This window comes from Pseudomonas sp. BN607 (assembly GCF_029871175.1).
In the GTDB taxonomy this organism is placed as follows: Bacteria; Pseudomonadota; Gammaproteobacteria; order Pseudomonadales; family Pseudomonadaceae; genus Aquipseudomonas.
In genome coordinates, this window is record NZ_SSOE01000027.1 from 62989 (window position 1) to 88247 (window position 25259).

Annotated in this window: 25 protein-coding genes; 11 read left to right on the forward strand and 14 right to left on the reverse strand. The window is 62.6% G+C overall.

Annotated elements, in window-relative coordinates:
• Positions 1–47: 47 nt before the first annotated feature.
• On the reverse strand, positions 48–452 hold the full coding sequence (locus tag E8E68_RS06080; RefSeq protein WP_016712618.1) for a flagellar basal body-associated protein FliL: 405 nt from the start codon (positions 450–452) through the stop codon (positions 48–50).
• Positions 453–609: 157 nt separating this feature from the next.
• On the opposite strand from E8E68_RS06080, the gene E8E68_RS06085 reads away from it, so the two are divergent.
• Positions 610–1587: an NADPH:quinone oxidoreductase family protein gene (locus E8E68_RS06085; protein WP_266028986.1), complete on the forward strand. Its 978-nt coding sequence runs from the start codon at positions 610–612 to the stop codon at positions 1585–1587.
• 80 nt (positions 1588–1667) lie between these two features.
• Here E8E68_RS06085 and E8E68_RS06090 read toward each other — a convergent pair whose 3' ends face one another.
• From E8E68_RS06090 to trxA, 5 genes are all read right to left on the reverse strand, one after another.
• The gene (locus tag E8E68_RS06090; protein WP_266028985.1) at positions 1668–2318 is read right to left on the reverse strand and encodes a gamma-glutamylcyclotransferase; all 651 of its coding nucleotides are present in this window, start codon (positions 2316–2318) and stop codon (positions 1668–1670) included.
• Between the two features lie 246 nt (positions 2319–2564).
• On the reverse strand, positions 2565–3533 hold the full coding sequence (locus tag E8E68_RS06095) for a CDP-6-deoxy-delta-3,4-glucoseen reductase (RefSeq protein WP_280340216.1): 969 nt from the start codon (positions 3531–3533) through the stop codon (positions 2565–2567).
• Entirely contained in the window at positions 3533–4999 is a 1467-nt protein-coding gene (gene ubiD, locus E8E68_RS06100; protein WP_280340218.1) for a 4-hydroxy-3-polyprenylbenzoate decarboxylase, read from the reverse strand. The genes E8E68_RS06095 and ubiD overlap by 1 nt, the downstream gene beginning before the upstream one ends.
• Before the next feature lie 158 nt (positions 5000–5157).
• Positions 5158–6417 (reverse strand): transcription termination factor Rho, encoded by a 1260-nt coding sequence (gene rho, locus E8E68_RS06105; protein ID WP_003253661.1) that lies wholly within the window; start codon positions 6415–6417, stop codon positions 5158–5160.
• Positions 6418–6791: 374 nt separating this feature from the next.
• Positions 6792–7121, reverse strand: a complete 330-nt coding sequence (trxA, locus tag E8E68_RS06110; RefSeq protein ID WP_054894093.1) for a thioredoxin TrxA — start codon at positions 7119–7121, stop codon at positions 6792–6794.
• Between the two features lie 244 nt (positions 7122–7365).
• On the opposite strand from trxA, the gene ppx reads away from it, so the two are divergent.
• The gene (gene ppx, locus E8E68_RS06115; protein ID WP_266028983.1) at positions 7366–8868 is read left to right on the forward strand and encodes an exopolyphosphatase; all 1503 of its coding nucleotides are present in this window, start codon (positions 7366–7368) and stop codon (positions 8866–8868) included.
• On the opposite strand, the gene ppk1 is transcribed toward ppx, so the two are convergent.
• Positions 8855–11116: a polyphosphate kinase 1 gene (gene ppk1 / locus E8E68_RS06120; protein ID WP_280340221.1), complete on the reverse strand. Its 2262-nt coding sequence runs from the start codon at positions 11114–11116 to the stop codon at positions 8855–8857. The genes ppx and ppk1 overlap by 14 nt on opposite strands.
• A gap of 213 nt (positions 11117–11329) precedes the next feature.
• Between ppk1 and E8E68_RS06125 the strand changes: the two genes are divergently transcribed.
• Together E8E68_RS06125 and elbB are read left to right on the forward strand one after the other, a co-directional pair.
• Positions 11330–11932, forward strand: coding sequence for a DedA family protein (locus tag E8E68_RS06125; protein WP_266028981.1), 603 nt, complete (start codon positions 11330–11332; stop codon positions 11930–11932).
• Between the two features lie 263 nt (positions 11933–12195).
• Positions 12196–12864, forward strand: coding sequence for an isoprenoid biosynthesis glyoxalase ElbB (gene elbB / locus E8E68_RS06130; protein ID WP_280340223.1), 669 nt, complete (start codon positions 12196–12198; stop codon positions 12862–12864).
• 27 nt (positions 12865–12891) lie between these two features.
• Here the strand turns inward: elbB and E8E68_RS06135 are convergent, their stop codons facing one another.
• On the reverse strand, positions 12892–13344 hold the full coding sequence (locus E8E68_RS06135) for a YaiI/YqxD family protein (RefSeq protein ID WP_266028979.1): 453 nt from the start codon (positions 13342–13344) through the stop codon (positions 12892–12894).
• A gap of 170 nt (positions 13345–13514) precedes the next feature.
• Between E8E68_RS06135 and E8E68_RS06140 the strand changes: the two genes are divergently transcribed.
• Entirely contained in the window at positions 13515–16364 is a 2850-nt protein-coding gene (locus tag E8E68_RS06140; protein ID WP_280340225.1) for a class I adenylate cyclase, read from the forward strand.
• Positions 16365–16435: 71 nt separating this feature from the next.
• Here E8E68_RS06140 and rnk read toward each other — a convergent pair whose 3' ends face one another.
• The 3 genes from rnk to cyaY form a co-directional block, all read right to left on the reverse strand.
• The gene (gene rnk, locus E8E68_RS06145) at positions 16436–16846 is read right to left on the reverse strand and encodes a nucleoside diphosphate kinase regulator (RefSeq protein WP_110743360.1); all 411 of its coding nucleotides are present in this window, start codon (positions 16844–16846) and stop codon (positions 16436–16438) included.
• 155 nt (positions 16847–17001) lie between these two features.
• Positions 17002–17217: a DUF1289 domain-containing protein gene (locus tag E8E68_RS06150; RefSeq protein ID WP_266028977.1), complete on the reverse strand. Its 216-nt coding sequence runs from the start codon at positions 17215–17217 to the stop codon at positions 17002–17004.
• A gap of 1 nt (position 17218) precedes the next feature.
• A complete protein-coding gene (cyaY, locus tag E8E68_RS06155; RefSeq protein ID WP_110743362.1) occupies positions 17219–17551 on the reverse strand; it encodes an iron donor protein CyaY in 333 nt (110 codons plus the stop codon).
• A 239-nt stretch (positions 17552–17790) separates the two neighbouring features.
• On the opposite strand from cyaY, the gene E8E68_RS06160 reads away from it, so the two are divergent.
• The 6 genes from E8E68_RS06160 to E8E68_RS06185 are packed head-to-tail and all read left to right on the forward strand — an operon-like array spanning position 17791 to position 22411.
• Positions 17791–18003: a lipoprotein gene (locus E8E68_RS06160; RefSeq protein WP_110743363.1), complete on the forward strand. Its 213-nt coding sequence runs from the start codon at positions 17791–17793 to the stop codon at positions 18001–18003.
• A 10-nt stretch (positions 18004–18013) separates the two neighbouring features.
• On the forward strand, positions 18014–19261 hold the full coding sequence (gene lysA, locus E8E68_RS06165) for a diaminopimelate decarboxylase (protein ID WP_266028976.1): 1248 nt from the start codon (positions 18014–18016) through the stop codon (positions 19259–19261).
• 4 nt (positions 19262–19265) lie between these two features.
• A complete protein-coding gene (gene dapF, locus E8E68_RS06170; protein ID WP_110743365.1) occupies positions 19266–20096 on the forward strand; it encodes a diaminopimelate epimerase in 831 nt (276 codons plus the stop codon).
• Between the two features lie 13 nt (positions 20097–20109).
• Positions 20110–20820 carry a DUF484 family protein gene (locus E8E68_RS06175; protein ID WP_110743366.1) on the forward strand — a complete coding sequence of 237 codons (711 nt, stop codon included), beginning with the start codon at positions 20110–20112 and terminating at the stop codon, positions 20818–20820.
• Positions 20820–21719 carry a tyrosine recombinase XerC gene (gene xerC / locus E8E68_RS06180; protein WP_110743367.1) on the forward strand — a complete coding sequence of 300 codons (900 nt, stop codon included), beginning with the start codon at positions 20820–20822 and terminating at the stop codon, positions 21717–21719. Before E8E68_RS06175 ends, xerC begins: the two co-directional genes overlap by 1 nt.
• A complete protein-coding gene (locus E8E68_RS06185; RefSeq protein ID WP_110743368.1) occupies positions 21716–22411 on the forward strand; it encodes an HAD-IA family hydrolase in 696 nt (231 codons plus the stop codon). Before xerC ends, E8E68_RS06185 begins: the two co-directional genes overlap by 4 nt.
• Before the next feature lie 180 nt (positions 22412–22591).
• On the opposite strand, the gene sutA is transcribed toward E8E68_RS06185, so the two are convergent.
• The 3 genes from sutA to glnK form a co-directional block, all read right to left on the reverse strand.
• Positions 22592–22921, reverse strand: a complete 330-nt coding sequence (sutA, locus tag E8E68_RS06190; protein WP_110743369.1) for a transcriptional regulator SutA — start codon at positions 22919–22921, stop codon at positions 22592–22594.
• 429 nt (positions 22922–23350) lie between these two features.
• The gene (locus tag E8E68_RS06195; protein ID WP_266028975.1) at positions 23351–24682 is read right to left on the reverse strand and encodes an ammonium transporter; all 1332 of its coding nucleotides are present in this window, start codon (positions 24680–24682) and stop codon (positions 23351–23353) included.
• A 46-nt stretch (positions 24683–24728) separates the two neighbouring features.
• The gene (gene glnK / locus E8E68_RS06200; RefSeq protein ID WP_002555808.1) at positions 24729–25067 is read right to left on the reverse strand and encodes a P-II family nitrogen regulator; all 339 of its coding nucleotides are present in this window, start codon (positions 25065–25067) and stop codon (positions 24729–24731) included.
• Positions 25068–25259: the final 192 nt, after the last annotated feature.

A 25259-nucleotide genomic window follows, 5' to 3' on the forward strand; every position in this document is an offset into this window, starting at 1 on the left:
GCGGGCGGCGCTCGACAGAACAGGCGCTACAGCTAACGCGACGGGAATTACTGCACGATCAGGTTGTTGAACAGCAGGTCTTCTACGATCGGCTTGCCCTCTTCAGCTTCCAGCACCTGCTGTACCTGCTTCAGCGCTTCCTGGCGAAGGTGTTCCTTGGCCTCGACGTTGCTCATGCTGTCTACGGTCTGCTGGGTGAACAGCGCCACCAGCTGGTTACGAATCAGCGGTTCGTGGTGCTGGACCGCCTTGGCGGCTTCGTCGCCAGTCACACGCAGGGCCACATCGGCCTTGTAAACGCGCAGGCGCGGGCCGCCATCGAGGGCATAGTTGCCGACAAAGGGCGGGCTCAAGCTGATGTAGGCGACCTTGGGCGCCCCTTCCTTGGCTTCCTCGGCCATGGCCGCAGCCGGCAGCAGCAGCGCCAGTACCATCAAGATCCACGCTTTCACGAATTCGCTCCTCAATACAGTTGGCGCCAGCTTACCCAGCACACCGCTCAAACCCAAGCCCGGGCTTATGCCGGCCCATCAGGGAGGACCATGCTCGTTGACCCGGCAAACGGCCCTCCTACACTTATCGGCCACTACCCGCAAAGGAATAGCCCCGATGAAAGCTGTGTTGTGCAAAACCCTCGGCCCGGCGCGCAACCTGGTGCTGGAAGAGGTAGCCAGCCCCCTGCCGAAGAAAAACGAGATCCTGCTGGACGTGCAGGCTGCCGGGGTCAACTTTCCCGACACCCTGATCATTGAAGGCAAGTACCAGTTCCAGCCACCACTGCCGTTCTCTCCCGGTGGCGAGGCGGCAGGTGTGGTCGCTGCGGTCGGGGAAAAGGCCGGTGCCTTCAAGGTCGGCGACCGGGTCATGGCACTCACTGGCTGGGGCGCATTTGCCGAGCAGGTGGCAGTGCCGTTCTACAACGTGCTGCCGGTCCCGACCAGCATGGACTTCACCACCGCTGCGGCATTCGGCATGACCTATGGTACGTCGATGCACGCCCTGCGCCAGCGTGGCCAACTGCAGGCGGGCGAAACCCTGCTGGTGCTGGGCGCGTCCGGCGGGGTCGGCCTGGCGGCGGTTGAGATCGGCAAGGCCATGGGCGCGCGGGTCATTGCCGCCGCCAGCAATGCCGAGAAACTGGCCGTGGCAAAGGCGGCCGGGGCGGATGAGCTGATCGACTACAGCCAGGCCAGCCTGCGCGAAGAGATCAAGCGCCTGACCGGTGGCCAGGGTGTGGACGTGATCTACGACCCGGTCGGCGGCGAGCTGTTCGAGCAGGCGGTGCGCGGGTTGGCCTGGAACGGCCGGTTGCTGGTGGTGGGGTTTGCCAGCGGGACCATCCCGCAATTGGCGGCCAACCTGGTGCTGCTCAAGGGCGCCGCGGTGCTGGGGGTGTTCTGGGGGGCGTTTGCACAACGCCAGCCCGAGGATAATGCGGCCAACTTCAAGCAGCTGTTTGCCTGGCATGCCGAAGGTAAATTGAAGCCGCTGGTGTCGCAGACTTATCCACTGGCCGAGGCAGGCGCTGCCATTGAGAAGCTGGGGCAGCGACAGGCTGTGGGTAAGTTGGTGGTGCTCGCCAGATAAGCCTCAGGTTTTCTGGTGACAGTGCTGGCCTCTGCGCAGGTAGGAGCAGGTCTACCCGCAAAGCGACCGGCACCGATCAGTCACACTTCCCGCAGGTCATGGCAACGGCGAAACCGTGCTTCGAGGTTGCGATCAGGCATCTGGTGGCTGCGCAGGGCATGCAAGGTCTGCTCGACATAATCGCGCGTGCTGCCATAGCGCCCCTTGGCACTCGCCAGGATCTGGCTGAGCAAAGTGTCTGGCAGGTTGCCGGCATAGCACGGCAAATGCCGCTCCAGCACAAAGCCCAAGGCTTGCACCTTGCTGCCATCGCCCAGGCGGCAGTTCAGCCAATGCGGCCGGTACGCCGGGTAGGGCATCTCGCGTTGCCACAGGGCCATCAACGAATCGTCCAGGTTGCTTTCATCCAGCCGGTAGGCAAAACCGCTGCAAGAGCCACCCCGGTCCAGCCCAAACACCAGGCCGGGAGTTTCAGGGGTACCGCGATGCTCGTGCGACCACAAGTACAAGCCACGGTGATAACCATGTACCCGCGCACGCTGGCGTTCCACCGAGTTGCACTCCGGGCGCCAAATCAACGAACCATACGCAAACAGCCACACCGGCCCACCCTGGTGCCGAGACATGGTTGTTTTCATGGAGTGGAACAACTGTTCGTTGGTATGTTGCTGACCGAAGTCGAGTGTCGGTGGATATGAAACTTTCCAAGACATACTTTCAAGTGCCGACATAAGCTGCCGCCATTATCCCTATGAACTACGGATGAAGCGCGATTCGATATAGAAGCAGCCCAAGGCCTGTAAACCAAGGCTGCTTACAGTAACCATAGGCCAGATTTGCAGAAATACTCAAGCCCTGACAGCAGCGTTTCATGCGCGGCCCCGACGACCGGGAAGTACTGTTTCGCAAACCGTGAAAGTTATTAGCCAAGGCGGTAACAATTACCGCCTTATACCCGTACTTGCCAACTTCGGTTATTAAGCACGCGGCGCGTAGGCGAACACATCAGCACGCATGCGGTGCGCATCCATGCCGGCTTCGACAAGGGCGTCGAGGGTGGCGTAGATCATGTTGGGCGAGCCGCTGGCATAGACATGCACGGTATTGAGATCGGCAATGTCCTCGCAAACCGCTTCATGCAGCATGCCGCAACGGCCTTCCCAGCCGCACAGGTCGCTGACCACCTGGTGCAGGAACAAGTTGGGCAGGCGCTGCCATTCGTCCCAGTGCTCGATCTGGTAGAAGTCTTCGGGCCGGCGCACGCCCCAGTACAGGTGAACGGGGTGCTTGAAACCCTTGGCCCGGCAATGCTCAACCAGGCTGTGCATCTGGCCCATGCCAGTACCGGCGGCAATCAAAACCAGCGGGCCGTCGGGCAACTCGGCAAGGTGAGTGTCGCCAAAAGGCATTTCGATGCGCGCCAGGCCGTCGCGCTTGAGCTGTTCGATCAGTTGCAGCGCACTGGGCTCACGCGCCAGCACATGCAACTCCAGCTCACGCCCGGCGTGCGGCGCGGAAGCCAGCGAGAAGGCCGCCTGCTTGCCGCCCTCACGCTCGATCATCAGGTACTGCCCGGCGTGATAGCGCAGCGGCTTGCCGGCTGGCGCGCGCAGACGTACCCGCCAGACGTCGCCACCCACGTCGACGCACTCACTGACACTGCACGCCAGCTTGCGCACTGGCAGCTCGCCCAGGGCGAGCACACCATCCCAGAGCAACACACAGTCCTCCAGCGGTTCGGCAATGCAGGTGAACAATTCGCCATGGTCGCGGACTTCGCCATTTTGGCGTACCCGGCCTTCGACCAACAACGCGGCGCAGACATGGCAATTGCCATTGCGGCAGCTGTTAGGGCAGTCATAGCCCAGCCGCCGCGCTCCATCCAGGATCCGTTCCCCGGGTTCGAGCGCCAGCACCGCCCCGGACGGCTGCAACGTTACCTGCATCAATCTATTCCCAACTGGTCCCACAGCTCATCGATACGGCGGGTGACGGCTTCGTCCTTGACGATGACCCGCCCCCATTCGCGTGTTGTCTCACCCGGCCACTTGTGCGTGGCGTCCAGGCCCATCTTCGACCCCAGCCCGGATACCGGCGACGCAAAATCGAGGTAGTCGATCGGGGTGTTATCGATCATCACCGTATCACGCTTGGGGTCCATGCGCGTGGTAATGGCCCAGATCACATCGTTCCAGTCACGGGCGTTGATGTCGTCATCGGTGACAATAACGAACTTGGTGTACATGAACTGTCGCAGGAACGACCACACACCCAACATCACGCGCTTGGCGTGGCCCGGGTACTGCTTCTTCATCGTCACCACCGCCATGCGGTACGAGCAGCCTTCCGGCGGCAGGTAGAAGTCGGTGATTTCCGGGAACTGCTTCTGCAGGATCGGCACGAACACTTCGTTCAGCGCCACACCCAGAATGGCCGGCTCATCTGGCGGTCGGCCGGTGTAGGTGCTGTGGTAGATCGGCTTCTGCCGGTGGGTGATGCGCTCGACGGTGAACACCGGGAAGCTGTCCACTTCGTTGTAGTAGCCGGTGTGGTCGCCGTAAGGGCCTTCCGGGGCCATTTCACCCTGGTGGATCACGCCTTCGAGGATTATTTCGGCAGTGGCCGGCACCTGCAGGTTACTGCCACGGCACTTGACCAGCTCGGTACGGTTGCCACGCAGCAAGCCGGCGAAGGCATATTCAGAGAGCGTATCCGGTACCGGGGTCACGGCGCCAAGAATGGTCGCCGGGTCAGCGCCCAGGGCGACTGCAACCGGAAACGGCTGGCCGGGGTTCTTCTCGCACCACTCGCGGTAGTCGAGGGCGCCACCACGGTGGCTGAGCCAACGCATGATGACCTTGTTGCGACCGATTACCTGCTGGCGGTAGATGCCCAGGTTCTGGCGGTCCTTGTTCGGGCCGCGGGTCACGGTGAGGCCCCAGGTGATCAGCGGCGCCACGTCGCCTGGCCAGCAATGCTGGATCGGCAACGCACCGAGGTCGACGTCGTCACCCTCGACCACCACTTCCTGGCATACCGCGTCCTTGACGACTTTCGGCGCCATCGACACGACCTTTTTGAAGATCGGTAGCTTCGACCAGGCGTCCTTCAGGCCCTTCGGCGGCTCCGGCTCTTTGAGGAAGGCCAGCAGCTTGCCGATTTCGCGCAGCTCATCGACCGACTCCGCGCCCATGCCCATGGCCACGCGCTCCGGAGTGCCAAAGAGGTTGCCGAGCACCGGGATGTCGAAGCCGGTGGGCTTTTCGAACAGCAATGCCGGGCCCTTGGCACGCAGGGTGCGGTCGCAGACCTCGGTCATTTCCAGGACGGGGGAGATCGGAACCTGGATGCGCTTGAGCTCGCCGCGCTGTTCCAGGCCACGGATGAAGTCGCGCAAGTCGCGATACTGCATGCAGGAGCCTCGTGTTGGCCGTATCGGTCGGGGTGCAGAGTGTAGCGCCGTTCGGGCTTTGTTTGGGGCGAAAATGCATTGGGGCCGCTTCGCAGCCCTTCGCGGACACGCCCGCGAAGGGGCGCGAAGCGGCCCCAATTACTGCCTGGTCGGGAAGCTTACTTACGCTTCATCGACAGGAAGAACTCGTCGTTGGTCTTGGTCTGCTTGAGCTTGTCGACCAGGAACTCGATGGCGGCGATTTCGTCCATCGGGTGCAGCAGCTTGCGCAGGATCCACATGCGTTGCAGTTCGTCATCGGCAGTCAGCAGCTCTTCGCGGCGGGTGCCGGAGCGGTTGATGTTGATGGCCGGGAACACACGCTTCTCGGCGATGCGGCGGTCCAGTGGCAGCTCCATGTTACCGGTACCCTTGAACTCTTCGTAGATCACTTCGTCCATCTTCGAGCCGGTTTCGACCAGCGCGGTGGCGATAATGGTCAGCGAGCCGCCCTCTTCGATGTTACGCGCAGCACCGAAGAAGCGCTTCGGCTTCTCCAGGGCGTGGGCGTCGACACCACCGGTCAGCACCTTGCCGGAGCTCGGGATCACGGTGTTGTAGGCACGTGCCAGACGGGTGATGGAGTCCAGCAGGATAACCACATCCTTCTTGTGCTCGACCAGGCGCTTGGCCTTCTCGATCACCATTTCAGCAACCTGCACGTGGCGGGTTGGCGGCTCGTCGAAGGTAGAGGCAACCACTTCGCCGCGCACGGTGCGCTGCATTTCGGTTACTTCTTCCGGGCGCTCGTCGATCAGCAGGACGATCAGGTGGCACTCGGGGTTGTTGCGCGTAATGTTCGCCGCGATGTTCTGCAGCATGATCGTCTTACCGGCTTTCGGCGGAGCAACGATCAGGCCACGCTGGCCTTTGCCGATCGGGGCGCACAGGTCGATGACGCGACCGGTCAGGTCTTCGGTGGAGCCGTTACCGGCTTCCATCTTCAGGCGCTTGTTCGGGAACAGCGGCGTCAGGTTTTCGAACAGGATCTTGTTCTTCGCGTTTTCCGGGCGGTCGAAGTTGATGGTATCAACCTTCAGCAGGGCGAAGTAACGCTCCCCTTCCTTCGGCGGGCGGATCTTGCCGACGATGGTGTCGCCGGTACGCAGGTTGAAGCGGCGGATCTGGCTAGGCGAGACGTAAATGTCATCGGGGCCGGCCAGGTAGGACGCATCAGCCGAACGCAGGAAACCGAAACCATCCTGGAGGATCTCCAGCACGCCGTCACCCGAGATCTCTTCGCCGCTTTTCGCGTGCTTTTTCAGCAGGGCGAAAATCACGTCCTGTTTGCGCGAACGGGCCATGTTTTCGATGCCCATCTGTTCGGCCATTTCCAAAAGATCGGTAATCGGCTTTTGCTTGAGTTCAGTCAGGTTCATAAGGGGAATGACGTAATCATGTAAGAAGGGAGAATTAAGCTTTGGCTTAATGAAGCCGCGCCGCTAGATGGCGACAGGATCGCGTACTGATTCGAATTAGGGATGCTTCGGCGACGGCGTGTAGAGGGCACTGGAGAAGCAGTGCGAGGCCGAATGTAACACTTGCTTTTTTCGACGTCTAGTGGTTTTGCCCTGCCATTTTCAGCGACAGCACACTCTGCGACAGAAGTAGCCTGGTGCTGCTAAGAGGCCACCAGCCGCAGCGACCATCCCGGCATAGCCGGCCCTTTCGCAGCAGAACGCTGCGTCTACAGGGGGGCTTGGCAGCCTTGCAGAGGCAAAAAAAAAGCCCCGCATTCGCGGGGCTCTTCACATCACAGGTGGGCGTCGAGGAACGCGGCCAGCTGCGATTTCGACAGCGCGCCAACCTTGGTCGCTTCGACGTTGCCGTTCTTGAACAGCATCAGCGTCGGGATACCACGCACGCCGTGCTTGGCCGGGGTTTCCTGGTTGTCGTCGATGTTCAGCTTGGCGACGGTCAGCTTGCCCTCGTAGGTGGAGGCGATGTCGTCCAGAACCGGAGCGATCATCTTGCACGGACCGCACCATTCAGCCCAGTAGTCGACCAGCACCGGGCCTTGAGCCTGCAAGACTTCGGCGTCGAAGGTGGCGTCGGTGACGTGTTTGATCAGATCGCTGCTCATGGATATCTCCAGGGTCGTAAGCAAAAAAACGTGGCCCATGATAGCCGCACCCACGCTCGACAGGAAGCCGCGGACGATTGAGTGTAACTATAGTTGTGCAAGAGGCCGCGAATCGAAACTGTCATACAAGTGTCATAGCATCGAATGGCACATTGCCTTGCATCAAGGCCTGGCGTGTCACGCGTTGGCGACAGCCTGCTATCGTGGCACGATTGCCGGGTTAACGACCGAGAACAACCAGATCATGCCGCATACCATCGCGAAGAACCTGTCCCTGATCGCCGCCATCGACCTTGGCTCCAACAGTTTCCACATGGTCGTGGCCAAGGCCCACCATACCGAAATCCGCATCCTTGAGCGGCTCGGCGAGAAGGTTCAGCTTGCCGCCGGCATCGACGAAGACCGCAAGCTCAGTGAAGAGGCGATGGAACGAGGCCTGGATTGCCTCAAGCGCTTTTCCCAACTGATCAACGGCATGCCGGCTGGCTCCGTGCGCATCGTCGGTACCAACGCCCTGCGCGAAGCGCGCAACCGCAACGAATTCATCCAGCGCGCCGAGGCTATCCTCGGCCACCCGGTCGAGGTCATTTCTGGCCGTGAAGAGGCGCGCCTGATCTACCTGGGTGTATCACACACCCTGGCTGACACCCCTGGTAAGCGCTTGGTCGCCGACATCGGTGGCGGCAGTACCGAGTTCATCATTGGCCAGCGCTTCGAGCCACTGTTGCGCGAAAGCCTGCAGATGGGTTGCGTCAGCTTCACCCAGCGCTACTTCCGCGACGGCAAGATTACCCCGGCCCGCTATGCCCAGGCCTACACCGCCGCGCGCCTGGAGCTGATGAGCATCGAGAACGCCCTGCATCGCCTGACCTGGGATGAGGCCATCGGCTCGTCCGGGACCATTCGCGCGATCGGCGCCGCGATCAAGGCGGGCGGCCTGGGCAACGGCGAGGTCAATGCCGAAGGCCTGGCCTGGGTCAAGCGCAAGATGTTCAAGCTGGGCGAGGTCGACAAGATCGACTTTGACGGCGTCAAACCAGATCGTCGCGCCATTTTCCCGGCCGGCATGGCGATTCTCGAAGCAATCTTCGACGCCCTGGAACTGCAGCGCATGGACCACTGCGACGGCGCATTGCGCGAGGGCGTGCTGTTCGACCTGCTCGGCCGCCACCATCACGAGGACGTGCGCGAGCGCACCCTGAACTCACTGATGGAGCGTTACCATGTCGACCAGGGCCAGGCCGCCCGCGTCGAACGCAAGGCCCTGCACGCCTTCGACCAGGTCGCCGAAGCATGGCAGCTGAAAGACGGAAATTGGCGCGATCTGCTGGGCTGGGCAGCGAAAGTGCACGAAATAGGGTTGGATATCGCCCACTATCACTATCACAAGCACGGCGCCTACCTGATCGAACACTCCGATCTTTCGGGCTTCTCCCGCGAGGACCAGCAGATGATGGCCTTGCTGGTACGCGGTCACCGTCGCAACATCCCGAAAGACAAGATCGCCGAGCTGGGTGAGGAAGGGGTAAAACTGCTGCGCCTGTGCGTGCTGCTGCGCTTCGCCATCCTGTTCCACCACATTCGTGGCAACCAGCAAATGCCGAAAGTACAACTCAAGGCCGCCGACGACAGCCTCGATGTGGCCTTCCCGGAAGGCTGGCTGGAACAGAACCAGCTGACCCAGGCCGACTTCGCCAACGAGGCGGAGTGGCTGGCCCGGGTCGGCTTCGTCCTCAGCGTACGTTGAGGACCGGGTTGCTCAGGCGCTCCAGCAGGGTCGCCTGGGCACTGCGCGGGTTCTGGTTGCCGGTCGGTGTGCTGCGCACGTAACGCCCGTCTGGCTGCAAGGTCCAGGCGTGGGTGTTGTCGGTCAGGTAGCCTTCCAGTTCCTTTTTCACCCGCAGCAACAACTTCTTGCCCTCGACCGGGAAGCAGGTCTCGACACGCTTGTCGAGGTTACGCTCCATCCAGTCGGCGCTGGACAGGTAGATCTGCTCTTCGCCGCCATTGAGGAAGTAGAACACCCGCGTGTGCTCAAGGAAGCGGCCAATAATCGAGCGCACCTGGATATTGTGCGAAACCCCCGGTATGCCAGGGCGCAGGCAGCACATGCCGCGTACCACCAGGTCGATCTTCACGCCCGACTGGCTGGCCTTGTACAGCGCCTTGATGACCTTGGCGTCGGTCAGCGAGTTGAACTTGGCGATGATGTGCGCCGGCTTGCCCTCAAGGGCGAACTGGGTTTCCCGCGCAATCATGTCGAGCATGCCCTTTTTCAGGGTGAACGGCGCGTGCAGCAGCTTCTTCATGCGCAGGGTCTTGCCCATGCCGATCAGCTGGCTGAACAGCTTGCCGACGTCTTCGGTGAGGGCATCGTCAGAGGTCAGCAGGCTGTAGTCGGTATAAAGACGAGCGTTGCCGGCGTGATAGTTGCCGGTGCCCAGGTGCGCATAACGCACGATCTCGCCCTGCTCGCGGCGCAGAATCAGCATCATTTTGGCGTGGGTCTTGAAGCCAACGACGCCGTAGATCACAACGGCACCGGCCGCTTGCAGGCGGCTGGCCATCTGCAGGTTGGACTCTTCGTCGAAGCGCGCACGCAGCTCGATCACCGCCGTGACCTCCTTGCCGTTACGCGCAGCATCCACCAGCGCATCGACGATTTCCGAGTTGGCCCCGGAGCGGTAGAGGGTCTGGCGCACGGCAAGCACGTGCGGGTCCTTGGCGGCCTGGCGCAGCAGATCGATGACCGGGGTGAAAGACTCGAACGGGTGCATCAGCAGGATGTCCTGCTTGCCGATCACGCTGAAGATGTTGTCGGCGTTCTGCAGCAGCTTGGGGATCGCCGGGGTGAACGGCGTGTACTGCAGCTCGGGGTGGCTGTCCAGACCGGTGATGCTGAACAGGCGGGTAAGGTTGACCGGGCCATTGACCTGGTACAGCTCGCTTTCGCTGAGGCTGAACTGCTTGAGCAGGTAGTCCGAAAGGTGTTTCGGGCAGGTATCGGCCACTTCCAGCCGCACGGCGTCGCCGTAGCGGCGTGAGAACAGCTCGCCGCGCAGGGCGCGTGCCAGGTCGTCGACCTCTTCGGAGTCCAGCGCCAGGTCGGCGTTACGGGTCAGGCGGAACTGGTAGCAGCCCTTTACCTTCATGCCCTGGAACAGGTCATCGGCGTGCGCGTGGATCATCGACGACAGGAAGACGTAGTTGGCCCCCGGGCCACCCACCTCTTCCGGCACCCGGATCACCCGCGGCAACAGGCGCGGGGCAGGAATGATCGCAAGGCCCGAATCACGACCGAAGGCGTCGACACCCTCTAGCTCGACAATGAAGTTCAGGCTCTTGTTCACCAGCAACGGGAACGGGTGGGTCGGGTCGAGGCCGATCGGGGTAATGATCGGGGCAATTTCGTCGCGGAAGTAGCGGCGCACCCAGGTCTTGAGCTTGGGCGTCCAGTAACGGCGGCGGATGAAGCGGATATGGTGTTTTTCCAGCTCCGGCAACAGCACGTCGTTGAGGATAGCGTACTGACGTTCCACCTCGTAGTGCACCAGCTCGCTGATGCGCGCCAGTGCCTGGTGCGGCTGCAGGCCGTCTGCGCCAGCCTGTTCGCGGGCGAAGTTGATCTGCTTCTTGAGGCCGGCAACGCGGATCTCGAAGAACTCGTCCAGGTTGCTGGAGAAGATCAGCAGGAACTTGAGGCGTTCAAGCAGCGGGTAGTTCTCGTCCAGTGCCTGCTCCAGCACGCGGATGTTGAACTGCAGCTGCGAAAGTTCGCGATGAATGTACAGGCTGCTGTCGTCCAGGCCAGGCACGGCGATTGCCGGGGCCGGTGCAGGTGCCGGGGCCGGGGCCGCAGGCTCGGCCACCTGCTCCGCTGCTGGCTCCGCTTCTGGCTCGGTTGCCGGTGGCAGATCTGGCGGAGTCTGCACCATCTCTTCGGGGAGCTCGTGAGCATCCTTGATCGCGACAGGGGATAGCACTTCATTATTCATCTGGCGTTCCTGAGGACGTTAATGCCCTATCATCAATTGAGCGGCAAGATAAGCGCCCATTATGACGCCTGTGTTACACAGCAGGGCAAGCCATGACGCGTGGCGTCTGGCATTGTCGTTGTAGGAATTGTTCACGTCGAGACACATTTGGACACTTTCACGAACGCGCGCGAAGGGGTAGGCTGCGCGTTCATTTCGCCAGCACCTCAGAAAATGCTTCAACAATTCCTGCAGGATTTCGGCTACTTTGCCCTTTTTCTAGGCACCTTCTTCGAAGGCGAGACCATCCTGGTGCTTGCGGGATTCCTTGCGTTCCGCGGTTACATGGACATCAACCTGGTGTGCTTGGTGGCATTTTTCGGCAGCTACGCGGGCGACCAGTTGTGGTACTTCATGGGCCGCCGCCACGGGCGCAGGATCCTGGCACGCAAACCGCGCTGGCAGGCCATGGGTGACCGGGCGCTGGGTCACATCCGCCGCCATCCCGATATCTGGGTGCTGAGTTTTCGCTTCGTCTATGGCTTGCGCACAGTCATGCCCGTGGCGATCGGCCTGTCAGGCTATCCGCCCCGCCGCTACCTGCTACTGAACGGCATTGGCGCGGCCATCTGGGCCATTGCCCTGGGTGCGGCCGCCTACCACTTCGGCGCCATCCTCGAAGGCCTGCTGGGCAATGTGAAACGCTACGAACTATGGGTGCTCGGTGGCCTGCTGGCGCTGGGCGGCCTGCTGTGGCTGCGTCGGCGCTTCCGCGCCATGCGTGCGGAGCGCAAGGCGGCAGGCCAGGCACCAGAGGAGCGGCACGACCACCAGTAGCGCGGAGCCTGTCTTGCGTTTTGAGGTGGTGCGCGCACCGAGCGCCGCCCGCGCCTACGTTTGTTTCGGGCCAATTGTTCCTGTGGTGTTTTCGGGCGACCGCTTTGAAGCATGGCTTGCTATCGTGTCATGCGAACAAAGGCTGTAGCGCGCCTGTCACAAGCATGACGGGCCCGAATCAACCTTAGGAGCGAGCGCCAGCTCGCGATGCGCCGCGCGGCGGCGCTCGATCTCACAGGCGCTACACAACTGGAGCTTTAAACATGACAAAAAAAGTAGCGGTGATTCTTTCCGGCTGTGGCGTGTATGACGGCGCCGAAATCCACGAAAGCGTGATCACCCTGCTGCGCCTCGACCAGCGTGGGGCGCAGGTGCAGTGCTTTGCGCCGGACATTGCGCAGATGCATGTAATCAACCACCTGACCGGCGAGGAGATGGCCGAGTCACGCAATGTATTGGTGGAATCTGCACGCATTGCTCGCGGCGAGGTCAAGGACGTCCGCGAGGCCAAGGTCGAGGAATTCGATGCGCTGATCGTGCCGGGCGGCTTCGGTGCCGCGAAGAACTTGTCCAACTTTGCCGTGGAAGGCGCCAACTGCAGCGTCAACCCGGATGTGCTGCAGTTGGCCGAGGCGTTTGCCGCTGCGTGCAAGCCGGTTGGCCTGATCTGCATCTCGCCGGCGCTGGCGGCGAAAATCTACGGGCCGGGCGTGGTCTGCACCATCGGTAGCGATGCCGACACTGCGGCGGCGGTAGAAAAGATGGGCGGCACCCATGAAGTGTGCGATGTGCACGATATTGTCGAAGATACCCAGCGCAAGCTGGTGACTACGCCGGCGTACATGGAGGCGAAGTCGATCAGTGAGGCGGCTGGCGGTATTTACAAGCTGGTTGACCGGGTGCTGGAACTGACGCACGCCGACGAACAGTAATACTGGGGGCTGCAACGCAGCCCCGCATCAGGCCTTGGAGAGCCGCGCTATGATCCGGTCCAGCGCATTGGCAAACGCCTGCTTGTCGCGCTCTCCATAAGACGCCTGCCCTCCCCCCACCTGGCCCTGCTCGCGCAACTCAGTGAACAGATTGCGCGCTGCCAGCCGGTCACCCATGTTGCGCTCATCGAACTCGCGCCCGCGCGGGTCCAACGCCGCTACGCCCTTTTTCACCAGGCGGTCAGCCAGGGGCACGTCACTGCAGATCACCAGCTCGCCCGGCACGGCGTGCTCGACCAGGTAATCGTCGGCCGCATCCATGCCACTGGGCACCACGATCAATCGCACGATCGCGAACGCTGGCTTGGCCACAGCCTGGCCAGCCACCATCACCACCTCGAACTTGCGCTTGAGGGCGAACTTGACGATCAGATCCTTGGCTGCCTTGGGGCAGGCATCGGCATCGATCCATACACGCATCGGACAATCTCTTCATCAACCTAATGCGCACATCATGCCTCAAGCGCAGCCAAAGCTGGAGCCATCTCGCAGGCGCTGGAAAAATGGCGTCAATATTTGATTTAGCGCTTATCCGGTCTGACCACTCAGGCTAAACTCGCGGCAGCCCCGCTGGCCTGCCCGAGTGCGCAATGAACCACCCTCACGAAATCCGCCCAGACCTGGAGGAAGGCATCGACCGCAAGGTCCTGGCGACGTTGCGCGCACGCTTCCTGCAGCTGAACCAGCGCCGCCTGCAGCGGGCAATGGAAGGTCTGTCGACACGCCAGCAACAGGTATTGACCTTGCTGCCGCTGCTGTTCCATGTGAACCACCCGCTATTGCCGGGCTACGTTTCGGGCAGCACCCCCGCAGGGGTCTCGGGTTACGAGCCAGGCGTCGAGCTGGTAGCAGAGGCCCAGCGCCTGGCCCGCTCGTTTACCTACAAACCCCGCCATGGTAATCCGCAAAGCCCGATTCACGGCCTGTTCCTGATGGGCAGCCTGGGCTCGCTGGCCCAGGCTGAGCACAGCGACATGGACTTGTGGGTATGCCATGCGCCCGGCCTGCCCGGACAGCTGCTGGATGAACTGCGCCAGAAGTGCCAGTTGCTGGAGACGTGGGCGGCCAGCCTGGGTGCGGAGGCTCATTTTTTCTTGATCGATACGCAAGGCTTTGCCCAAGGCCAGCGCGATGGCCAGCTCGGCTCCGATGATTGCGGCACCACCCAGCACTATCTGCTGCTGGACGAGTTCTACCGCACTACCCTGTGGCTGGCCGGCCGCACACCGTTGTGGTGGCTGGTGCCGGTCTACGAAGAACACAATTACCACGCCTACACGCAGACCCTGTTGTCCAAGCGTTTCATCCGCAGCCAACACGCGCTCGACCTCGGCAACCTGGCGCACATCCCGCCCGGCGAATTCGTCGGTGCTGGCCTGTGGCAACTGTTCAAAGGCATCGATTCACCCTACAAGTCACTGCTCAAGCTGCTGCTGACCGAGGCCTATGCCAGCGAACACCCGGCCGTACGCTGCCTGAGCCTGGACTACAAGCAGGCGGTGTTCGCCAACCAGCTCGACCTGGACGAGCTGGACCCGTATGTCATGGTCTACCGGCGCATCGAACGCTACCTGCTGCAACGCGGCGAGCCCGCGCGGCTGGAGCTGGTACGGCGCAGCCTGTACCTGAAGGTGAACAAGAAACTCAGCGATCAGGGCCGCAGCAATGGCTGGCAACGCCGCCTGCTGCAGCGCCTGGCCGACGAGTGGGGTTGGGACGAACGGCAGCTGGCCCTGCTCGACAGCCGTAGCCAATGGAAAGTGCAGCAGGTCGCCGTCGAACGCCGCGAGCTGGTGGCCGAGCTGAACCATAGCTACCGCTTCCTGAGCCAGTTTGCTCGTACCCGCAACGCCATCAGCCGCGCCGATCAACGCGACCTCAATGTACTGGGTCGGCGCCTGTATGCGGCTTTCGAACGCCGCGCCGGCAAGGTCGAGGTGATCAACCCAGGCATCGCACCGGACCTCGCCGAAAGCACCCTGACGCTGGTTCAGGCACCCAACCGCAAGGAGCCGGGCAGCTACCACTGGGAGCTCTACAGCGGCAATCTGAGCACCCATGAGGTGGAGCACTTCAGCCCGATAAAGCGCTGCCGCGAGCTGCTCGAGCTGCTGGCCTGGGCCCACCGCAACGGGGTCATCGACAGCAGCACGCGCCTGGCGCTGCACCCGGGTGCCAGCGACCTCGGCGAGTTCGAACTCTTCAACCTGCTGGGCTGCCTGCAGCAAAGCATCCCCCTGCCCTTGCCAACCGTCAGCGAAGTGCGCCTGCTACAGCCCAGTGTTGCCGACGAGGTGCTGCTGCTGGTCAACGTCGCCATCGACCCGCTGCGTCATCACCGCGACCTGAACATCCTGATGACCACCGAGCGCACCGACTCGCTGAGCTACGCAGGCGTACGCGAGAACCTGGTGCTGACCCTGGACCAGGTGACCCTCAACAGCTGGAACGAGGTGCTGGTCCAGCGCTATGACGGCGAACATGCATTGCTACGCTGCCTGCGTGACTTCCTCAACAGCCCGGTGCTGCGTGGCCACAGGCCACGGGTGCGGGTGCGCTGCTTCTGCCGCAGCCGCGCCCAGGCCATCAGCCAACGCGTGGAGGAAATTTTCGATACGGTGCAGTTGCTGCTGGACCAGGGCGTGAATCACCGCTACCTGCTACAGGTGGCCCAGCACACCCATGTGCTGGAGCTGTTGGCCGGGAATGTACGCCTGGCCACCTTGGCCGAACACGACTCCCTGGTGGCCCATCTGGGCGAGGAGCGTAGCGCCTACAGCCCGCTGTATCTGGATCACAACGCCCTGCTCGACCACGACCTGCGCCTGGTGCTGGAACAAGGCCGCCCGGCTTGTATCCAGGTGTTCTACCGTCTGCTAGATGGTTGGGCCGAGTTGTATGTGCTGGATGAATACAATGCCCTGTGGCAGCAACGCCTGCCCCTGCATGACGAAGCTCACCTGCTGCTGCCGCTGCAGCGGTTCCTGCGTTCGGTGGTGATGCGCCGCGATGCCAGACTGCCGCTGGAGACTCAGCGCGCAGCCTCACTGGACATCCACTACGCGCAATTGTTGCCTTCCGGCGCAGGCAGGGCGCGTAGCATCGAACCGCGCTTGGCCCCGGTCGAAGGCAGCGACCAGCCTTACTATGAGGTGCAAGCCATCATCCAGGCGGGTGTGGAGGGTGCGGCGCATGTGACGCTGTACTGCGACCAGCAAGAGTTTTCCGAGCTGGAGCATGGTGACCAGCTTTATGCGGTGGTGGCCCGGCAGATCATCGGACAGCGCCGGGGTGCCGGGCGCTACCGCTGCTACATCACCGACCTGGATTTGTCTGAATTGCTGGATGACCGGGTGGGGGCGACGCAGGTCTACCTGAGCTACAAGCGGGTGCTGGAGCAGGCGCTGAATGAGGGGTTGGAGCAGGTGCAGAGTGAGTGACCGAGGGCTGCTGTGCAGCCCTTGTGGGGCTGGCTTGCCGGCGATGGGCCGCACCGCGGCCCCACTGAATATTACAGGTCGAAATCACCTGCGGCTTCCGGCTGATACTCCACCTCCAGCAGCTTCAGCTTGAGGGTCTTGCCGCCCGGCGCCGGCCAGTCGATCTGCTCTCCCACCGACAACCCCAGCAAGGCACAACCAATCGGCGCCAGAATGGAGACCTTGCCTTCCGGCCCGGCATCTTTCGGGTAGACCAGGGTCAGGTGATAGTCCTTGCCGCTGGCTTCCTCGCGGCAGTGCACGCGGGAGTTCATGGTCACCACGCCCGCCGGCACTTCCTCGTGACCGACCACCTCCGCGGCGCGGTCCAGCTCGTCCTGCAGGGCGAGCACACCCGGTGTACTCTCGTCGAGGCTGTCGATCAGACGCTCCAGACGCTGTACGTCCAATCGGGTGAGGGTGAGGGCAGGCTTGGTGCTCATGATCCAGTCAGACTCCTTTGAACAGGCAGTTTTCAATGTGCAGATAAAGCAAAACCCCGCCCAAGGGCGGGGTTTGAGAAGGCTTTGGCGTCACCGACGCAGAACCCGACACTACCACAGCCGGGCAAATACTCAAGCCCCTGCGTTCAGTGTGCCTAAGCCTGCTCGCGCAAAGCCTGGGCCTCGCGGCAGATCTGCCGGCGCCGTTCATCATCGGCCGAGCGCCATTCACGGATGTGCTCGACATGTCGGTGGCAACCGGTACACACCCGGTGTTCATCCAGCCGGCAGACACTGATGCACGGTGACGGCACCGCAGGGCTGACATTACTGTAAAGCGGCTTGGGCGGCCGAGCCTGGGCGCTGCTCATGTCAGATCTCGTCGAAGTCCAGCTTCTCGCCGGCCCGCTCCCAGACGATGCGCTCAAGCATTTCGCCCAGCAGCTCCTCGCTCTTCTCGCACACCCACTTACCGGTGTCTTCGTCGTAATCGAAGTGGAAACCACCGGAGCGGTCGGCCAGCCACAGCTGACGCAGCGGCTCCTGGCGGCTGAAGATCAACTGGGCGCCGCCCTCGAACTTGACGGTGAGGACGCCGCCGGAGTTCTCCATGTCCAGGTCCAGGCCGCTCTCGTCGAACAGGTCTTCCAGGGCCTGTTGGGTAGCGTCGACCAGATCATGGAAACGCGCTTCACTCAAACTCATTGCAGGAACCTCGAAATTGGCTGCGTTACAGGCAAGCCGGGCAAGATACGGGCGCTTGCCGCCGAATGCAAAAGTTTAGCCGTTGCCTTCACTGGCCTCTTTGCAGGCAAGCCCGCTTGCACCGGGGCTTTTCCAGGCGATAAGGATAGCCCGCCCGGCGGACCGGCCCTTGCATAGGCAAGCCGCCGGTCGCTCGGTATACTCGGGCGCAATACTGCATTTTTCTAAGGATTTCACCCATGAAGCGCCTGATTTCCTCCTTCGCGGCGCTGGTCGCTGTTGCCTGCCTCGTTTCGGCCTGCGGCCAGAAGGGCCCGCTGTATCTGCCTGAAGACGGCGATAACGGCAAGGCACACAAGTCGCACCAGCACCAGCCGAAAGCCAAGCCGGCCCCGGTACAAGAGCAGCAGCCAGAGCCGGAGTCCGAGCTCGAGCAGTCGCCAGCGCAGTAAAGGAAACCAGATGAACGCTTTCAACTACCGCGACGGCGAGCTGTTCGCGGAAGGCGTGGCCCTGTCGGCCCTGGCCGAACGTTACGGCACGCCAACCTACGTGTATTCGCGCGCCCACATCGAGGCCCAGTACCGCAGCTACACCGACGCCCTGCAAGGCGCCGAGCACCTGGTGTGCTTCGCCGTCAAGGCCAACTCCAACCTCGGCGTGCTGAACGTACTGGCACGCCTGGGCGCAGGTTTCGATATTGTCTCTGGCGGCGAGCTGGAGCGCGTGCTGGCTGCAGGCGGCCGTGCCGACCGCGTGGTGTTCTCCGGCGTGGGTAAAACCCGCGAAGACATGCGCCGCGCCCTGGAAGTGGGTGTGCACTGCTTCAACGTCGAGTCCACCGACGAACTGGAGCGCCTGCAAGTAGTGGCCGCCCAAATGGGCAAGGTCGCCCCAGTGTCGCTGCGGGTCAACCCGGACGTCGACGCCGGTACCCACCCGTACATCTCCACCGGCCTCAAAGAGAACAAGTTCGGCATCGCCATTGCCGACGCCGAAGCCATCTACGTGCGCGCCGCTCAACTGCCGAACCTGGAAGTGGTCGGGGTCGACTGCCACATCGGCTCGCAGTTGACCACCGTCGAGCCATTCCTCGACGCCCTGGACCGCCTGCTGGTGCTGGTCGACCGCCTGGCCGAGTGCGGCATCCACCTGCGCCACCTGGACCTGGGTGGTGGTGTTGGCGTGCGCTACCGCGATGAACAGCCGCCGCTGGTAGCCGACTACATCAAGGCCATCCGCGAGCGCGTGGGCCACCGCGACCTGGCCCTGGTGTTCGAACCGGGCCGCTACATCGTGGCCAACGCCGGCGTCCTGCTGACCCGCGTGGAATACCTCAAGCACACCGAACACAAGGATTTCGCCATCATCGATGCGGCAATGAACGACCTGATCCGCCCGGCCCTCTACCAGGCCTGGATGGGTATCAGCGCGGTCAAGCCACGTGCAGGTGAAGGCCGTGCCTATGACCTGGTCGGCCCGATCTGCGAGACCGGCGACTTCCTCGGCAAGGACCGCGTACTCAATCTGGCCGAAGGTGATTTGCTGGCCGTGGAGTCGGCGGGCGCCTATGGTTTTGTCATGAGCTCCAACTACAACACCCGTGGCCGTTGCGCTGAAATCCTGGTCGACGGCGACCAGGCGTTCGAAGTACGCCGCCGCGAGACCATCGCCGAACTGTATGCTGGCGAAAGCCTGCTGCCGGAGTAAGCCCATGCTGCTGCGTTTTACCAAGATGCATGGGCTGGGCAACGACTTCATGGTCCTCGACCTGGTCAGCCAGCACGCGCACATCCAGCCCAAGCACGCCAAGCAATGGGGTGACCGCCACACCGGCATCGGCTTCGACCAGTTGCTGATCGTGGAGGCGCCGAACAATCCGGAAGTGGACTTCCGCTACCGCATTTTCAATGCCGACGGCTCCGAAGTGGAGCAGTGTGGCAACGGTGCGCGCTGCTTCGCCCGCTTCGTACTGGACAAGCGCCTGACCGCGAAAAAACGCATCCGCGTGGAAACCAAGAGCGGCATCATCGTGCTGGACGTGCAGAACGACGGCCAGGTGAGTGTCGACATGGGCCCGCCACGCTTCATCCCTGCCGAAATCCCCTTCGTAGCCGACGCGCAGGCGCAGCACTACCCACTGGAAGTCGACGGCCATGTGCATTCGATTGCCGCCGTGTCCATGGGCAACCCGCATGCGGTGCTGCGTGTCGACGACGTGCATACTGCCCCCGTGCATGAGCTGGGCCCGAAGATCGAGCACCACCCACGCTTCCCGCAGCGGGTGAATGCCGGTTTCCTTCAGGTCATCGATCGCCACCGCGCCAACCTGCGCGTATGGGAACGCGGCGCTGGCGAAACCCAGGCCTGCGGCACCGGTGCCTGCGCCGCGGCCGTGGCCGCGATCAGCCAGGGCTGGATGGACTCCCCGGTGTCGCTGGACCTGCCGGGTGGCCGCCTGCACATCGAGTGGGCGGGTCCCGGCAAGCCCGTGGTGATGACTGGCCCGGCCGTACGCGTCTACGAAGGACAGGTTCGTCTCTAAGCGAGTAACCGCCATGACCGATCAGCCCAAGGTTGTACCCCAGCAGTCCGCCGAGCTCGATGCCGAGGTGGTGGTCGCCTATCTGCGCGCCCACCCCACGTTCTTCGCCGAGCACGACGAGTTGCTGATCGAACAGCACATCCCGCACCAGCGTGGCGACAGCGTGTCGCTGGTGGAACGCCAGCTCAAGCTGCTGCGCGACCGCAACATCGAGATGCGCCATCGCCTTTCGCAACTGATGGACGTGGCCCGCGACAACGACCGGCTGTTCGACAAGACCCGCCGGCTGATCCTCGACCTGCTCGATGCCAGCAGCCTGGAGGAAGTCGTCATGGCGGTCGAAGACAGCCTGCGCCAGGAATTCCAGGTGCCCTTCGTCAGCCTGATCCTGTTCGGCGACAACGTCGCCCCGGTCGGGCGCTGGGTCAGCAACGCCGAGGCGCAACAGGCCATCGGCGCCCTGCTGGGCGGCGGCAAGACGGTCAGCGGTAACCTGCGCGAGCACGAGCTGGCGTTCCTGTTCGGTGAAGAGCAGCGCCGCGAAGTCGGCTCCAGCGCCGTGGCCGCCCTGGAGTACCAGGGGCTGCACGGGGTGCTGGCGATCGGCAGCCGCGACCCGCAACACTACAAGAGCAGCGTCGGCACCCTGTTCCTCGGCTACATCGCCGAAGTGCTCGGCCGCGTTGTACCTCGCGTCACCCAGACCCTGCGTTCGGTACGCTGATGGAACGCCAGCTGGAAGCTTATTGCGCACACCTGCGCAATGAGCGCCAGGTGTCGGAGCACACCGTGCTGGGCTACCGGCGTGATTTGAACAAGGTCATTGCCTACTGCAAGGAACACGCTATTGCCGACTGGCAGGCGTTGCAGATCCAGCAGTTGCGCCAGCTGATCGCCCGCCTGCATCACCATGGCCAGTCCTCGCGCAGCCTGGCGCGTCTGCTGTCGTCTGTACGCGGCCTGTACCGCTACCTCAACCGCGAGGGCCTGTGCCAACACGACCCGGCCACTGGTTTGAGCGCACCCAAGGGTAAGCGCCAGCTGCCCAAGGTGCTGGACACCGACCGTGCCCAGCAGTTGCTCGATGGCGGCGTCGACGACGATTTCATTGCCCGCCGCGACCAGGCGATGCTCGAACTCTTCTATTCGTCAGGCCTGCGCCTGTCCGAACTGACCAACCTCGACCTCGACCATCTCGACCTTGCAGCCGGCCTGGTGCAGGTACTGGGCAAGGGCGGCAAGGCCCGCGTGCTGCCGGTTGGCCGCAAGGCCCGCGAGGCGTTGCAGGAATGGTACCGCCTGCGTGGCATCGGCAACCCGCGTGACCGTGCGGTGTTCATTACCCGCCAGGGCAATCGCATCAGCCCCCGCGCCGTGCGACAAAGGGTAAAGGCCGTCGGTGAGCGCGAGCTGGGCCAGCACCTGCACCCGCACATGCTTCGCCATTCCTTCGCCAGCCATGTGCTGGAATCGTCCCAGGACCTGCGCGCGGTGCAGGAGATGCTCGGCCATGCCGACATCAGCACCACGCAAATCTATACCCACCTGGACTTCCAGCACCTGGCTGCGGTGTACGACAGCGCCCACCCTCGGGCCAAACGCAGCAAAGGCACAGACTCATGAGCATCAAGCTGATCACCTTCGACCTCGACGACACCCTGTGGGACACCGCCCCGGTCATCGCCAGCGCGGAAGTCGTGCTGCGCGACTGGCTAGAAGCCAATGCCCCAATCCTGGGGGGCGTGCCGGTGGAGCACCTGTTTGCCATTCGCGAGCGCCTGGTACAGGCCGAACCCGGCCTCAAGCACCGCATCAGCGCCCTGCGTCGGCGGGTGTTGTTCCATGCCCTGGAAGAGGTCGGCTACAGCGAGAAGCAAGCGCAGGCGCTGGCCAACGAAGGCTTTGAAGTGTTCCTGCATGCTCGCCACCAGGTAGAGATCTTCCCCGAGGTGCAGCCGGTGCTGGAGATCCTGCGTCACCATTACATTCTGGGCGTGGTGACCAACGGCAACGCCGACGTGAGCCGGTTGGGGCTGGCCGACTACTTCCGCTTTGCCCTGTGCGCCGAGGACCTGGGCATCGGCAAGCCGGACCCTGCCCCCTTCCTTGAAGCGTTGCGCCGCGGCGAGGTGGACGCGGGTGCGGCGGTTCACATCGGCGATCACCCTGGCGATGACATTGCCGGTGCCCAGCGCGCCGGTTTGCGCGCGGTGTGGTTCAACCCGCAGGGCAAGGCGTGGGCAGGCGAACAGGCGCCGGATGCCGAGATCCAGCGCCTGTCGCAACTGCCAGACGTGCTCGCGCGCTGGCGCTGAAGGGGGCCGCTTTGCGGCCCATTCGCGGGCACGCCCGCTCCCACAGGACCGCGCAGGTCCTGAACCCTGTGGTGATCCTGTGGGAGCGGGCATGCCCGCGAAGAGGCCGTTAGAGGCAACACAAAACCCACAGGCACAAAAAAGCCCGCAGCGACGGCGGGCTTTTTTGCGTTCAGCCACTCAGATAGGGCGGCTGCCGTACTTGTTGTCCGGCTTTTTGGGCGGGTCGGCGACCACGTTGGCCTCGACTTCCTGCACCTTGCCACCGCGCGACAGGAACTCTTCCATCGCCTTGGCCAGGGCATCACGCTCTTTCTGCTTGGCTTCCATGCTCGGCATCTCGTCTACCGAGACCGCCGCCTTGGATTTGCCCTTGGCAGTGGGTGCCGGGCTGCTGTCGTCGTCGCCAGCGTCTTCGGCGCCATCGTCAGCCGCCGCTTCGAGGCCTTCATCAGCCTCGTCATCGTCGCCTACTTCGAGGTCATCATTTTCCAGATCGTCGTCGCTCATGTTCTACCTCATGACTTGCGAAAAGCAGGTTAGTTATAGACCAGTGCAGCCGTAGACCGGCAGCCACCAGTGAAAATTCAACTGGCCGTGGGTTAGGCCACTGCCCTTGAGTCTGCGCTCCTGATGGGAGGCGGCACCCAGCAGGCCCTGCTCCTGGCAGGACCTGACAAATCCATTAGCCCCTGCTGGCCACACGCTATTGGCAAGCCTAGCAAAGGCTGGCGAAGTGTGCGGACTACTCATCAAACACCCTTCGGCGCGCATTCTAGCGCGCTCGTGGAAAAAGCAAAGCACCATAAATGCCCCACGACTTGTAAGTTTTCTGCCTACGTCGCGAACGTGCCAGATAAACCGTTTGCCGAGCGGGAAATGTTAAAAATCTGACAAAAAAATGCCCGGCAAGCCGGGCAAGTTTTTACCGCGTCGCAGTTACAGGTTGTAGCCGCGCTCGTTGTGTTGAGCCAGGTCGAGGCCGACCGACTCTTCTTCTTCGTTGACCCGCAGGCCCATGACCACATCCAGCACCTTGAGGATCACGTAGGTGACGATGGCGGTGTAGACCACGGTGAAGATCACGCCCTTGGCCTGTACCCAGACCTGCATGCCGATATCGGTGACGGTGCCGAAGCCGCCCAGTGCCGGGGCTGCGAACACGCCGGTGAGGATGGCGCCGATGATGCCGCCAACACCATGCACACCAAAGGCGTCCAGCGAGTCGTCATAGCCCAGCTTGCGCTTGAGGGTGGTGGCGCAGAAGTAGCAGATCACACCCGAGGCCAGGCCGATCACCAGGGCGCCCATCGGGCCCACGGTACCGGCAGCCGGGGTGATGGCGACCAGGCCAGCAACCACACCCGAAGCAATGCCCAGGGCGCTCGGTTTGCCGTGGCCGATCCACTCGGCGAACATCCAGCCCAGCGCCGCAGCAGCTGTAGCGATCTGGGTGACCAGCATGGCCATGCCCGCGGTGCCGTTGGCGGCAGCGGCAGAGCCTGCGTTGAAGCCGAACCAGCCGATCCACAGCATGGCGGCGCCCATCAGGGTGTAGCCGAGGTTATGCGGAGCCATCGGGGTGGTCGGGTAGCCCTTGCGCTTGCCCAGCACCAGGCAGCAGACCAGGCCCGCGATACCGGCGTTGATGTGCACCACAGTGCCGCCAGCGAAGTCCAGTACGCCCCAGTCCCACATCAGCGCACCGTCACCGCTCCACACCATATGGGCGATCGGCGCGTACACCAGGGTGAACCAGATGCCCATGAACACCAGCATGGCGGAGAACTTCATGCGCTCGGCGAAGGCACCCACGATCAGTGCCGGGGTGATGATGGCGAACGTCATCTGGAAGGTGATGAACACCGCTTCAGGGAACAGCGCGGCGGCGGAAGTCAGGCTCTGGGGCGTGACGCCGCTGAGGAAAGCCTTGGAGAAGCCGCCGACGAAGGAGTTGAAGTTGAGCACGCCCTTTTCCATACCCGTGGTATCGAAGGCCATGCTGTAGCCGTAGACGACCCAGAGAATGCTCATCAGGCCGGTGATTGCAAAGCACTGCATCATCACCGACAGCACGTTCTTGGAACGCACCATGCCGCCATAGAACAGGGCCAGGCCCGGAATGGTCATGAACAGCACCAGCGCCGTTGCGGTCAGCATCCAGGCGGTGTCGCCGGAGTTCAGCGCTGGGGCAGCTTCGTCTGCCAGGGCGAGCCCGGGCATTACGAGGGACAATAGGGCTCCTAGCCCTGCGATCTTACGCAGAGTCATGTTGTTTTCTCCTGGGGCGTTGGGTTTGGTGAGGCTTTGTTGCTGCTTAGATCGCGTCGGTATCGGTTTCGCCGGTACGGATACGGATCGCCTGCTCCAGATTCACCACGAAAATCTTGCCGTCACCGATCTTGCCGGTGTTGGCTGCCTTGGTGATGGCTTCGATTACCCGATCAAGGTCCTTGTCATCGATGGCGACATCGATCTTCACCTTGGGCAGGAAATCGACCACGTACTCAGCACCGCGATACAGCTCGGTGTGGCCCTTCTGCCGACCGAAACCTTTGACCTCGGTAACGGTGATGCCCTGCACGCCGATTTCCGACAGCGACTCGCGCACGTCGTCCAGCTTGAACGGCTTGATGATGGCTGTGACTAGCTTCATGAAACTCTCTCCCGATTTGGTGGACTTGCCCCAGGAAAACAAACCCGTCTCAAGTCTAAGCGCAGCGGTTGGCTTTGTAACGCGTCGTCGGCATCCGGCTCCGCGTGCGCACTGCCTGGTCACAAGGAACTGCATCAGTGCATGGCTCGTACAGGTCTTTGCAGAATCCTTGCCAGTTCCGACAAAGCGCCG

Excerpts from the sequence above, each read along its gene's own strand:
- E8E68_RS06195 (WP_266028975.1), bottom strand. The coding sequence starts at position 24,682 with ATGACTCTGCGTAAGATCGCAGGGCTAGGAGCCCTATTGTCCCTCGTA.
- E8E68_RS06125 (WP_266028981.1), top strand. The coding sequence starts at position 11,330 with ATGCTTCAACAATTCCTGCAGGATTTCGGCTACTTTGCCCTTTTTCTA.
- E8E68_RS06095 (WP_280340216.1), bottom strand. The coding sequence starts at position 3,533 with ATGCAGGTAACGTTGCAGCCGTCCGGGGCGGTGCTGGCGCTCGAACCC.
- ppk1 (WP_280340221.1), bottom strand. The coding sequence starts at position 11,116 with ATGAATAATGAAGTGCTATCCCCTGTCGCGATCAAGGATGCTCACGAG.
- ubiD (WP_280340218.1), bottom strand. The coding sequence starts at position 4,999 with ATGCAGTATCGCGACTTGCGCGACTTCATCCGTGGCCTGGAACAGCGC.
- E8E68_RS06090 (WP_266028985.1), bottom strand. The coding sequence starts at position 2,318 with ATGTCGGCACTTGAAAGTATGTCTTGGAAAGTTTCATATCCACCGACA.
- E8E68_RS06140 (WP_280340225.1), top strand. The coding sequence starts at position 13,515 with ATGAACCACCCTCACGAAATCCGCCCAGACCTGGAGGAAGGCATCGAC.
- rho (WP_003253661.1), bottom strand. The coding sequence starts at position 6,417 with ATGAACCTGACTGAACTCAAGCAAAAGCCGATTACCGATCTTTTGGAA.
- rnk (WP_110743360.1), bottom strand. The coding sequence starts at position 16,846 with ATGAGCACCAAGCCTGCCCTCACCCTCACCCGATTGGACGTACAGCGT.
- E8E68_RS06135 (WP_266028979.1), bottom strand. The coding sequence starts at position 13,344 with ATGCGTGTATGGATCGATGCCGATGCCTGCCCCAAGGCAGCCAAGGAT.
- E8E68_RS06185 (WP_110743368.1), top strand. The coding sequence starts at position 21,716 with ATGAGCATCAAGCTGATCACCTTCGACCTCGACGACACCCTGTGGGAC.
- E8E68_RS06085 (WP_266028986.1), top strand. The coding sequence starts at position 610 with ATGAAAGCTGTGTTGTGCAAAACCCTCGGCCCGGCGCGCAACCTGGTG.
- glnK (WP_002555808.1), bottom strand. The coding sequence starts at position 25,067 with ATGAAGCTAGTCACAGCCATCATCAAGCCGTTCAAGCTGGACGACGTG.
- trxA (WP_054894093.1), bottom strand. The coding sequence starts at position 7,121 with ATGAGCAGCGATCTGATCAAACACGTCACCGACGCCACCTTCGACGCC.
- E8E68_RS06150 (WP_266028977.1), bottom strand. The coding sequence starts at position 17,217 with ATGAGCAGCGCCCAGGCTCGGCCGCCCAAGCCGCTTTACAGTAATGTC.
- dapF (WP_110743365.1), top strand. The coding sequence starts at position 19,266 with ATGCTGCTGCGTTTTACCAAGATGCATGGGCTGGGCAACGACTTCATG.
- E8E68_RS06175 (WP_110743366.1), top strand. The coding sequence starts at position 20,110 with ATGACCGATCAGCCCAAGGTTGTACCCCAGCAGTCCGCCGAGCTCGAT.
- elbB (WP_280340223.1), top strand. The coding sequence starts at position 12,196 with ATGACAAAAAAAGTAGCGGTGATTCTTTCCGGCTGTGGCGTGTATGAC.
- E8E68_RS06160 (WP_110743363.1), top strand. The coding sequence starts at position 17,791 with ATGAAGCGCCTGATTTCCTCCTTCGCGGCGCTGGTCGCTGTTGCCTGC.
- lysA (WP_266028976.1), top strand. The coding sequence starts at position 18,014 with ATGAACGCTTTCAACTACCGCGACGGCGAGCTGTTCGCGGAAGGCGTG.
- ppx (WP_266028983.1), top strand. The coding sequence starts at position 7,366 with ATGCCGCATACCATCGCGAAGAACCTGTCCCTGATCGCCGCCATCGAC.
- cyaY (WP_110743362.1), bottom strand. The coding sequence starts at position 17,551 with ATGAGTTTGAGTGAAGCGCGTTTCCATGATCTGGTCGACGCTACCCAA.
- xerC (WP_110743367.1), top strand. The coding sequence starts at position 20,820 with ATGGAACGCCAGCTGGAAGCTTATTGCGCACACCTGCGCAATGAGCGC.
- sutA (WP_110743369.1), bottom strand. The coding sequence starts at position 22,921 with ATGAGCGACGACGATCTGGAAAATGATGACCTCGAAGTAGGCGACGAT.